The organism is Coleofasciculus sp. E1-EBD-02, assembly GCF_040218245.1.
GTDB lineage: Bacteria > Cyanobacteriota > Cyanobacteriia > Cyanobacteriales > Coleofasciculaceae > Coleofasciculus.
This window is the reverse complement of the sequence record NZ_JAVJQN010000058.1, coordinates 14514-26974: the sequence shown is the minus strand read 5'-3', so window position 1 is coordinate 26974 and position 12461 is coordinate 14514. Positions and strand designations below refer to the sequence as shown.

Annotated in this window: 5 protein-coding genes; all 5 read left to right on the top strand. The window is 45.7% G+C overall.

Translation table 11 applies throughout. From position 1 onward, the window contains the following. Positions 1-114 precede the first annotated feature (114 nt). Positions 115-1845, top strand: coding sequence for an AAA-like domain-containing protein (locus RIC07_RS09960; protein WP_446394375.1), 1731 nt, complete (start codon positions 115-117; stop codon positions 1843-1845). Between the two features lie 117 nt (positions 1846-1962). Beyond that, complete coding sequence (locus tag RIC07_RS09955; RefSeq protein WP_446394374.1) at positions 1963-2208, top strand: hypothetical protein; 246 nt, start codon at positions 1963-1965, stop codon at positions 2206-2208. Positions 2209-2226: 18 nt separating this feature from the next. Then, positions 2227-5340 (top strand): WD40 domain-containing protein, encoded by a 3114-nt coding sequence (locus RIC07_RS09950; RefSeq protein WP_446394373.1) that lies wholly within the window; start codon positions 2227-2229, stop codon positions 5338-5340. Positions 5341-5389: 49 nt separating this feature from the next. Next, complete coding sequence (locus RIC07_RS09945; RefSeq protein WP_446394391.1) at positions 5390-8509, top strand: WD40 domain-containing protein; 3120 nt, start codon at positions 5390-5392, stop codon at positions 8507-8509. Positions 8510-8816: 307 nt separating this feature from the next. Beyond that, positions 8817-12362 (top strand): GAF domain-containing protein, encoded by a 3546-nt coding sequence (locus RIC07_RS09940; RefSeq protein ID WP_446394372.1) that lies wholly within the window; start codon positions 8817-8819, stop codon positions 12360-12362. The last annotated feature ends 99 nt before the right edge of the window (positions 12363-12461 follow it).

The following is a 12461-nucleotide window of genomic DNA, read 5'->3' as shown; positions in this document are numbered from 1 at the left end:
AGGCGGAGCCTTCTTTCCGAGTAACCCAACCCAATCGGGTTAGCCTGTTGGGTAACGCTTACGCTCTACCCAACCTACAAACTATCTCTTATTGAGGTGCTTGAGGCACGAAGCGTGCCTACTACCAACGGCGGAACTACCCTCAACTTAGCTACCTGTGCTGGTAGCGAGAAGTTATCTACAATGGGGGATAAATCGTTAGGGGATGTTACCCAACTTAGGGGAATCCCCCAACGTTTTACTGGGTGGGATTTGTCGATGGCTAGACCGAACTATGGACCTCAAGCGAAAAAACGGGCAAAACGCCTGTTAGAAGCGTTGCTGGCTTACGCCAATGACGAGTGGGAGAATACAGAACATCTACAGATAAAGGTCAACTGGCAAAGTGAGAACCAGTTGGTTGTCAGGACAAAAGTGCGATTTCTCCAAGAATTGACATCCTTAGATCCCTATGAAGGCAAATTAAATAGCGAACAAATTAAGGAAGCACTGAGACGGCTGGCAGATTTTGTCGAGATTCTGGAAGATAATCGTCCGGGAAAGAAAGGATTACATGATTGGCACTTTACCCTGAAACTCTGGCACAAACGGTACGATAAAGAGGCGATTATGCAACGGTTCAATCTAGAGTGGGAACGTCGCCGCCCGGAAAAATCCAAACAAGTCGCCCCTAGTGCATCACCACCGCCTTCTGTAACCACAGGCGTGCCGCAACGGGAACAGAAGCGCTCTGTTGTAGGGGCGGGTTTTACTGATAACATTCTGGAGACAACCCCCTTGTACAGACGCGCCATGGCGCGTCTCTACACTAAACCCGCCCTTCTTGGGCAACTACCGAATAGTGCAGTGGAACTCAATTCGCAATTTTATATAGAACGCCTACCTATTGAGGAGCATTGTTATCAGACAATTCGTCAACCTGGGGCGCTAATTCGGATTAAAGCACCTCGGCAAATGGGTAAAACGTCGCTGCTGGATCGAATTCTGGACTATGCAGAACACCAGGGTTATGCCACAGTGCGGTTAAATTTGCTACAAGCTGAGGCGGACGTTTTTAGCAGTCTGAATCGATTTTTGCGCTGGTTGTGTGTTTGTATCAGTTCTAAACTCAAACTGGATGCTCAACTGGATGAGTATTGGGATCAGGATCGGGGTAGTATTGTTAATTGTACAACCTACATCCAAGAGCATTTATTAGAACAACTGGATTCACCTTTAGTCTTGGCATTAGATGAAGCGGATCGAGTGTTTCAGTCCCCCGATATTGCACAAGGATTCTTTCCCATGTTACGCAGTTGGCATGAGGAAGCCAAGACGGTTGATATTTGGGAAGAATTGCGATTGGTGGTGGCGCATTCAACGGAAGATTATGGACCGTTGGATATTAATCAATCCCCGTTTAATGTGGGATTACCGATAGAATTGCCAGAGTTTACCTCGCAACAAGTCGCCGATTTAGCTCAACGCTATCAACTGGATTGGGATGAGACGCAAGTTCTACAGTTAATGGCAATGGTAGGGGGACATCCCTATTTAGTGCGATTGGGACTGTATCACTTAGCCCGTCAGGATGTGACACTCGGCAAATTATTGCAAGATGCGCCAACCGAAGCAGGAATCTATGAAGCACATTTGCGCCGACATTGGGGAATGTTGAAAGAAAATTCAGAATTAGCCGCCGCCCTAAAACAGGTTGTCAGTGCCACCGAACCCGTACAAATCGAAACCATGCAGGCGTATCAATTATACAGTATGGGACTGATTCAGCGAAAGCGCGATCGCGTCATTCCTCGTTGTCAGTTATATCGGCAATATTTTCAGAGAATTATGAATTATGAATTCTAGCGACCCAAATTGTAGAGACGTTGCATGCAACGTCTCTACGGGGTTTTTGTTACTGGGATTACACTAGCCGATGCTATAGCAATTTACTATCAATTCCAACTAATCTAAAATGACTCTATGTCAGATAGCGATTATTACAAAATAGGAGGAAGTTTAGAGTATCACCACCCGACTTATGTGGTGCGACAGGCGGATGCTCAATTGTATCAGGGATTAATTAACGGAGAGTTTTGCTACGTTCTCAACTCCCGGCAAATGGGTAAATCCAGCTTGCGGGTGCAGATGACGAAAAAACTGAAAGCCCAAGGTGTAAAATGTGCCGCTATTGATATGACTCGCATTGGTAGCCATGTGACGCCATAAGAATGGTATGGCGGATTGGTGTCTGAGTTGTTGCGCGGGTTTCGACTTTCGAGGAAAATTAACTTTAGCAACTGGTGGCGCGATCGCGAAATTTTATCCCCGGTACAACGGTTGAGTGAATTTATTGATGATGTCCTCCTAATTGAGTTATCCGACAAGATTGTTATTTTTATTGATGAAATCGATAGTATCCTGAAAATTCAGTTCAAAGATGACTTTTTTGCCTTTATCCGGGCTTGCTATAATCAACGGGTGGATAATCCCGACTATCAACGTCTCACCTTTTGTTTGTTGGGAGTGGCTACGCCATCGGATTTGATTACCGACAAACAGCGCACCCCATTTAATATTGGTCAGGCAATTGAGTTAACCGGGTTGACTTTTGCCGAAGCCAAGTCAGCGTTAATCAAAGGATTGCAGAATCACGTAGAGAATGCTGAAGCGGTTTTATCTGAGGTCTTGGATTGGACAGGAGGGCAACCGTTTTTGACCCAAAAATTGTGTTATCTCATTGTTCAAGAATGGGATACAATGGGTCAGGAATTCTATCCCGACAATCCATCGGCGGCTAATGAGATTGAGCCGTTAGTGCAGCAGTGTATTATAGAAAACTGGGAAGCCTGGGATGAACCAGAGCATTTGAGAACGATACGCGATCGCATCCTGGTAAATGAACAGCGTGCAGGTAGATTACTGGGACTCTATCAGCAAATCTTACAGCAGGGACAAATTCCCACAGATGAGAGTCCGGAACAAGTCGAATTGCGACTGACAGGCTTAGTCGTTAGACAGCAAGGATATTTAAGAGTTTATAACCCCATTTATGCCGGGATTTTTAACCATCGTTGGGTAGAGGAGGAATTAGCCAATTTGCGACCTTACTCTCAAGCGATTAGAGCCTGGGAGGTATCCAATCGTCAAGACAAATCCCGACTGTTGCGCGGCGAGGCATTACAAGAAGCCTTGGCGTGGGCAGCGAATAAAAGTTTAGGGGTTGTCGATTATGCATTCTTAACCGAAAGCCAACAACAAGAATTAGAGGCAGAACGGCAAGCCAAACAAATTTTAGCTTCAGCCAAACAAAAAGCCGAACAACTCTTAGCAGAAGCCAAAGAAGGGTCACAAATTGAGAGGGCAGGTGTGAAAGCACTGCGACAGTTTGAGTCAGGTTTCGGCGAAATCGAAGCCTTACTCGCCGCCATGGAGTCAGGGGAAGCGTTACGACAGCTAGTGCAAGATGGTCACCCCGTACAAACCTATCCAGCAACCAGTCCGCTACTGGCATTACAGGTGATTTTGGATAATATTCGAGAATACAATCAATTCTCCTTCAATCAAGGCAAGGTTAGACATGTAGATGTAATGTTTAATTCCAATGGGAAATACTTTGCCACAGTCACAGAATATGCCTCCCCCAGACTATGGAATTTATCGGGTAAGCAGCTAGCCAAATTTAAAGGGCATCAGGGCATGGTGAAGCGTCTCAGTTTTAGTCCAAATGGGCAATATCTTGCTACTGCCTCAGAGGATGGAACTGCAAAGGTATGGGATTTATCGGGTAACCTGATTGCTGATTTGATTGGACACAGCAAAGGGGTCAGGTCAGTTTGTTTTAGTCCCGATAGTCAATATCTTGCCACGGCTTCTGCGGATAGTACGGCAAGGTTGTGGGACTTATCCGGAAAAAAGATTACTGAATTTATTGGACACAACGAATGGGTCAATAGCGTCGATTTTAGTCCCAATGGTCAGTATCTTGTCACGGCTTCAGGTGACAGCACAGCCAACTTGTGGGACTTATCGGGGAAACAGATTGCCGAATGTAACGGGCATCAAGGAGTCGTCACTTGTGTCAGTTTTTCTCCTCAAGGTGACTCCTTCGCCACCGCCTCTACCGACCAAACGGCACGATTATGGGATTTATCCGGTAAACAGATTGCCACGTTTAACAGACATCAAGGGGGAGTCACTTGTGTCAGGTTTTCCCCTCAAGGTGAGTTTCTCGCTACCGCCTCTGCCGACCAAACGGCACGATTATGGGATTTATCTGGTAAACAGATTGCCGCATTTAACGGACATGCCAACTGGGTTAAAAGTATCTCTTTTTCTCCCCAAGGGAATCAGTTAATTACTGCCTCAAGTGACAGAACGATTAAACTGTGGCACTTATTGCCCAACCCGCAACCGGAATTTAAGGGACATACAGACTGGGTTGAACAGGTTAGTTTTTCTCCTCAAGGTGAGTATCTGGCTACCGCATCTGCTGACGGTACAGCGAAGTTATGGGATTTATCGGGCAAGTTAATTGCTGAATTTAACGGACACGAGAGTTGGGTGAGAACGGTATGTTTTAGTCCAAGGGGAGAACATCTTGTCACTGCTTCAGAGGATGGTACGGCAAGACTATGGAACTTAGCTAGCCAACAGATTGTAGAAATTAGGGGACATCAGGGCATTGTCACCTGTGCCACTTTTAGTCCAGATGGGAAGACAATTGCTACAACTTCAGATGATCGCACACTGAGGTTGTGGGATTTATCGGGAAACCAATTGAGGGTACTCAAATCCCATAAGAGTCGGGTATGGCATGTCTGTTTTAGTCCAGATGGAGAACGCCTAGCCACGACATCAGGTAACCGCAAAGCCCAGCTATGGAACGTGTCAGGAAAGCTATTGGCAGAATTTAAAGGACATCGAGGTAGAGTTGGACATATTAGTTTTAGCCCGAATGGTCAGTCTATTGCCACCGCGTCCACTGACCGCACAGCACGACTATGGAATTTATCAGGAACGCTGTTAGCCAAATTCAAGGGACATCAGGGCGGAGTATCAAGTGTGAGTTTTAGTCCGGATGGTCAGTATCTTGCCACTGGCTCAGGTGACGGCACAGCCAGATTGTGGGACTTATCGGGAAATCCAATTGCCGAATATAAAGGACATCAAGGCAGAGTGTCAAGTGTGAGTTTTAGTCCAGATGGTCAGTATCTTGCCACTAGCTCAAATGACTGTACGGCAAGACTGTGGCGGGTAGAAGGATTAAATCAACTCCTTTATCGAGGTTGTCAATGGCTGAAGGATTATCTGGCTAGTCATCCTCAAGCACGTAGGAGAGTTGGAGAGTGTAGAGAGTGACGAGGTTAAGTAGGTGGGCACAATAAAAGTTAAGTCATTCGTCAAGGGTATGCCAGATATAAACTATTACAAAGTCGGTGGAAGTCTAGAGTATCAACATCCAACCTATGTGGTGCGACAGGCGGATGCTCAATTGTATCAGGGATTAATTAACGGAGAGTTTTGCTACGTTCTCAACTCTCGACAGATGGGTAAATCCAGCTTGCGGGTGCAGATGACGAAGAAGCTAAAAGCCCAAGGGATTAAATGTGCCGCGATTGATATGACTCGCATTGGTAGCCATGTGACGCCAGAAGAATGGTATGGCGGATTGGTGTCTGAGTTATTACGTGGGTTTCGTCTTTCCAGGAAAATTAACTTTAGCAACTGGTGGCGCGATCGCGAAGTTTTATCCCCAGTACAACGGTTGAGTGAATTTATTGATGATGTACTGTTAATTGAGTTATCTGAAACCATCGTCATTTTTATCGATGAAATCGATAGTATCCTGAAAATTAAGTTCAAAGATGACTTTTTTGCCTTTATCCGGGCTTGCTATAATCAACGGGTTGATAATCCCGACTATCAACGTCTAACATTTTGTTTGTTGGGAGTGGCTACGCCATCGGATTTGATCGCAGATAAACAGCGCACCCCGTTTAATATTGGTCAAGCCATTGAGTTAACCGGGTTTACTTTTGCCGAAGCCAAGTCAGCGTTAATCAAAGGATTGCAGAATTACGTAGAGAATGCTGAATCCGTTTTATCTGAGGTATTGGATTGGACAGGAGGACAACCGTTTCTGACTCAAAAATTATGTTCTCTCATTGTTCAAGAATGGGATACAATGGGTCAGGAATTCTATCCCGACAATCCATCGGCGGCTAATGAGATTGAGCTGTTAGTGCAACAGTGTATTATCGAAAACTGGGAAGCCTGGGATGAACCAGAGCATTTGAGAACAATCCGCGATCGCATCCTGGTAAATGAACAGTGTGCAGGTAGATTACTGGGACTCTATCAGCACATCTTACAGCAGGGACAAATCCCCACAGATGAGAGTCCGGAACAAGTTGAATTGCGACTGACGGGGTTGGTGGTGAAACGGCAAGGATATTTAAAGGTTTATAATCCCATTTATGCCAGGATTTTTAACCGTCGTTGGGTGGAGCAAGAATTAGCCAATCTGCGACCCTATAGTCAGAGAATTACTGCCTGGGAGGAATCGAACTGTCAAGATCAATCACGGCTGTTGCAGGGACAGGCATTGCAAGAAGCCTTGGCGTGGGCAACTAATAAAAGTTTAAGCGATCGTGATTATCAATTCTTAGCGGCTAGTCAAGAATTGGATAAACGAATGGCGTTGGAGTTAGAGAGAAAACAGAAGGAGGCAGTCGAACAGGCAAATCAGATATTGGTTGAGGCGACACATAAAGCCCAACGCACAATTCGCATGGGCTTGGGCATCCTGTTCGTTTCTTTATTTAGCGCAACGGTTGCAGGAATCGTCGTCAACTTAGTGATTAGAGAACTAAAACAGACGATGGAAACTACTCGACTTGAACGGGTCAGTTTTCAAGCTTTGCAACGGTTCGAAAGTAGGGGTGGCGAAATCGAAGGGTTACTCTTAGCCATGGAAGCAGGGCAAGCCTTGCAAAAGCAGGCGCAAGATAGTCGTCTCCTCCCAGAGGAACTCACCACCCGCCCCGTTGTCGCCCTACAACAAATTCTTGACAAAATTCGAGAAAGGAATCAAATCAAAGGGCATCAGCAAAGAATATGGCATGTCAGTTTTAGTCCGAATAGTAAGTACATGGCGACGGCTTCATCAGATGGCACTGCCCGACTGTGGGACTTGTCTGGCAATCAAAAAGCTGAATTAAAGGGACATCAGGGTTGGGTAACCCATGTCAGTTTTAGCCCCAATGGAGAATCCGTCGCCACGGCTGGGGAGGATGGTACTGCCCGGTTGTGGGATTTATCGGGGAAACAGCTTGTCGAATTCAGGCAGCATCAAGGTCAAGTCTGGAGTGTCAGCTTTAGCCCCAATGGTGAATACATTGCCACGGCTGGGGAAGACGGTACTGCCCGATTGTGGGACTTATCGGGAAAACAGTTGATGGAATTCGGGGGGCATCAAGGTCAAGTCTGGAGTGTCAGCTTTAGCCCCAATGGTGAATACATCGCCACGGCTGGGGAGGATGGTACTGCCCGATTGTGGAATTTATCGGGGAAACAGTTGATGGAATTCGGGGGGCATCAAGGCAAAGTCTTGAGTGTCAGTTTTAGCCCCAATAGTGAATACCTGGCGACGGCTTCGGCTGACGGTACTGCCCGATTGTGGAATTTATCCGGGAAGCAACTCGTTGAATTTCAAGGGGGGGTTCAGGGTACAGTCTTGAGTGTCGATTTTAGCCCGAATGGTGAGTATATTGCCACTGCCCATGACGATAGCACGACCCGGTTGTGGGACTTGTCTGGCAATCAAATCGCTGAGTTGAAGGGGCATCAGGGTTGGGTAACCAGTGTCAGTTTTAGTCCCAATGGTGAGTACCTTGCCACAGCGAGTGAGGGCGGTATTGTTCGGTTGTGGGATTTGTTTAGCCACCAAAAAGCCGAATTTAGGGGACATCAGAGCTGGTTAACCAGTGTTAGCTTTAGCCCCAATGGGCAATACATTGCTACCGCTTCATCGGATGGCACTGCCCGATTGTGGGATTTGTCTGGCAAGCAAAAAGCTGAATTCAAAGGGCATCAAGGCTGGGTAACCAGTGTCAGCTTTAGCCCGAATGAGCCGTATATTGCCACGGCTGGTGAGGATGGCACGGTTCGATTATGGGATTTATCGGGTAACCCGCTAACGGGATTTCAGGGGCATCAGGGTTGGGTAAGGAGTGTGAGTTTTAGCCCGAATGGAGAATACATTGCCACGGCTGGTGAAGATGGTACTGCACGGTTGTGGGATTTATCGGGCAACCCGCTAGCAGAATTTAAGGGGCATCGGAGTGCCGTAACGAGTGTGAGTTTTAGCCCCGACGGAAAGTACCTTGCCACTGCATCCCATGATGGTACGGCACGGATATGGCGGGTTGAAGAATTAAATGAAATGCTCTTGCGAGGCTGCAATTGGCTCAACTATTACTTTGTTACTCATCCGAAAGCCTTAGAAAAATTAGAGGTTTGCCAGTAGTCATTTAACTGGGTTTACTCAATTCAAGAAAATGCTCCACCTTCTCATTTATTGACCAAAGAATTTAAGTCTATAATTTATGTCATATTAGAGAGGAACTATTTTGGCGTCTATTGGGTACAGAAGCAGGATGCCTAGACAAACAAATCGCTTGGGAAACTATGCTTCAACAAATTATTATGGATTTATCGAGGATTCACCAAAGAATACTCGCAGTTTGCTCCCGCAGCTTGCCATAGTGCCATGGCACGTCTGGAACATGCTTCCCCTGCATCCTACCCCCACAACAAGACTTATTCAGTAGACCATGTACGAATATAAAGTCGGTGGGAGTCTCCCAGCTGATGCTCCCACCTATGTTTGGCGAAAAGCCGATCGCGCTCTCTATACGGCATTAAAAGCGGGACTCTTTTGTTATGTCCTGAATTCCCGACAGATGGGTAAATCCAGCTTGCGCGTCCAAACCATGACGCGACTCCAATCGGAAGGAATTGCTTGTGCGGCGATTGATTTAACTGAAATCATTAGTCCCGATATTACGCCAAGTGAATTTTATGGCAGTATTACCTATACCCTAGCTGATAGTTTTCATCTCCTGGAGAAAATTGGCGATTTTGATAGCTGGTGGAGCAAATATGAAACTCTGTCCAGTACCCAGGGATTAGTGCGATTTATTAAAGAGGTTCTTCTCAAACATGAATCGCTTTTGGAAAAAAAATTAATTATCTTTGTTGATGAAGTCGATAGTGTTCTGCGCTTGCCTTTTTCCGTGAATGACTTTTTTGGTTTAATTCGCGCTTGTCATAATAATCGCGCCGATCAACCAGAATATAACCGCCTCACATTTGCGATTTTAGGCGTGGCGTCGCCAACGGATTTAATTCGTTCCCAAGCCTATAGTCTTCCCTTCAATTGTGGAGAAGCGATTGAACTGACGGGTTTTCGCTTAGACGAAGCCGAACCTATTACCCAAGGATTAACCGTCAAATCCGCCAATTCCCAGGAACTGATGAAAGCGGTACTTAATTGGACACAGGGACAACCGTTTCTGACGCAGAAACTCTGCAAGCTAATCGTCGAAGCCGAGGATGCACCACCGCTAGGACAAGAATCTCACTGGGTTGAGCAACTGGTGCGATCGCGCATTTTGGAAAACTGGGAAAGCCACGATGAACCCGAACATTTACGCACCATTCGCGATCGCTTACTCCGAAATGAACAACGCAGTCGTTCCCTGTTAAAACTTTACCAAAAAATCCTATCTTCGTCTCATTCCTCTGCCATTCATGGGATATCAGACTTTGGCACTTCCCCGAATCGATACGGAGAAATTATTGATGATGATAGTCCTGAACAAATGGAACTGAGATTGTCGGGATTAGTGGTCAAACAAGGGAGTATTTTAAAGGTTCACAATCGCATTTATCGGTCAGTTTTTAACCTCAGTTGGGTCAAAAAACATCTAGCAGCATTAGAACCTGAACCTCAGCATTCACAATTTCATAAAACCCTCGCTGAACTGGAGCGAAAACTGTTAGTCTCTCAACTAGCTTGTGTTGCTGATGGTAGAGATTCGGCGCAGGCGCTGTATGAGGTGTTGCGAGACGTAACCTTACGCATTGGTGATTTACTCAGCGCCGATCGCGCGACTATCTTCTTACTCAATGAAGACAAAACTGAACTTTGGTCAGTCGTGGCTGAAAATGAAGGGAGTGAATTTCTGGATATTCAGGTACGATTAGGGGAAGGAATTGCGGGTCAAGTGGCAAAAACTCGAAAACCCATTAATATTCGCTCGAATGTTTACCAAGATGCGCGGTCTGAATTGGTTCAAGAATATGACGAAAAATACAATTATTATACCTATAATGTCTTGGCGTTGCCAATTACCAATGAAAATCAGCAAGTTATTGCTGTCATTCAATTACTCAACAAATTAAAGCGACCCAAAAACTCCGATAATCAAGGACATTGGTTAATCAATCGCCACGGCTTTAGTCAACGGGATCAAAAGCAATTAGCCGAATTTGTTCCGGCAATTCGCCGAATTCTGGAAAGCTGCCAATCCTGTTATCGTGCCACAAAGAAACTGCGAGCAACCGCCGCTTTAGCCGAAGCCACTCGTTCTCTAGATAGGAGTAGTTTAGACATTCAAGAAATCCTGCCACGGGTTATGGACGCGGCGAAGAAACTGATGAATGCTGACCGCAGTACCTTATGGCTTTTGGATCGCGAGCGCCATGATTTGTGGACGAAAATTCTCCAAGCTGATGGTTCCTTAACCCAAATGCGAGTCCCTGTCGGTGTGGGATTTGTGGGTAAGGTGGCTAAAACAGCTCAACCCCTGAATATTCTCTTTGACCTCTACGATCATCCTGATGCAACCAATTCTCGAAAATTTGACCGCACTACAGGATATCGCACCTGTAGCTTACTCTGTATGCCTGTCTTTAACGCGGATGGTGAATTAATTGGCGTGACGCAATTGGTTAATAAACGTAAACCCGGAAATTTCCCGTCCTATAAACCTGAACATTGGCCCCAACCACCTGAACAATTTCAAGCCAGTTTTGATGAGCATGACTGTCAGTCCATGCAAGTGTTTAATGAGCGAGTGGGTGTGATTTTGCAATATGCAAAGACTCACGAAACTTTAAAGCAATTTACCCAAATTCAACCCAAAGAAGGGGTTCACAATACCCTGGTGATGCTTAATCAAGCCGTGGGCAACCATAGCGATGAAGTGATGCATAACATGCTAAGTTTTATTGCCAAATCAGTGACCAAGACCCTGGATACTGAACAGACGACGATTTTTGTCTTGAATAGCGAAAACCAAGCGTTTTGGTCATTAATTGTTGATAATGAAACGGGGAAATTAAGAGAAGTTCAGCTTGCTGCTGATGGAAGCGAGTTAGCCTCTATCTCTAAACCAATGCGACATCGAATTAGTCAGAAGCATCCCAGCCTCTCGACGTTAATTCAAACAGCTACCCCTCAGTTTAAGGATTATCTGATTCACAGTCATTTAGTCTATCCTATCGTCAATTCGCAGCAGGCTGTGGTAGCACTGATTGAATTAATTAATAAACTCAAACCTACTAGCGATCGCGGTGCACCATTATCTGAACGCATTGACCCTAAAGGGTTTAGGAAAGACGATGAAAAACAACTGGCTCAATCTGTCCCTTCAATTCTGCCGATTCTGGAAGGCGTACAATCCTTTTATCGAGAAATGCGGATCATTCAGGGGCGACAAGCGATCGATGCGTTATGGTTAGCGATTAGTTCGATTAGTCAAGGGAATTGGACATCTCAGGAAATTCTGCAAAAAGTCATGGATGCGGCGCAAACGTTGACCAATGCCGATCGCAGTATCCTGTGGCTAGTTGATCGCCAACGGGGTGATTTATGGACTCAACTTCCTGGTGCTGGCGAAATTCGCAGTGAAATTGGTATGGGGTTTGCGGGTCAAGTGGCAGCATCTAGTAAGCTAATGATGATTCCCTATGACTTGTATGACCATGATGGCGCATTACACGCCAAACAAATGGATTTAGAAACCGGATATCGCAGCTATAGTTTACTCTGTATGCCTGTTTTAAGTCGCGATGGGGAGTTATTGGGGGTGACGCAGTTACTCAACAAGCGCAAACCGGGAGCTGTTTCGGAGGATAATCCCGCTGATTCTCTTGATGTTCCTGATTATTTCAAGACAAGTTTTAATGAACGCGATCGCCGATATATGGAGATATTCAATAATCAAGTCGCTGTGATTGTTCAAAGCAATCAACAGCAGGATGTATTAAAAAGTGAAATTTTGGGTAGGCTGTCTAGAGCGTCAGTTCAGTAACTAAAGTTAGGGATTAAATCGATTGTCTGGTTTCCCTTTAGACACGATAGGGGCTAGGTTTGGCACAATTGTAGGGGCAGGTTTAGGCACAATTGTAGG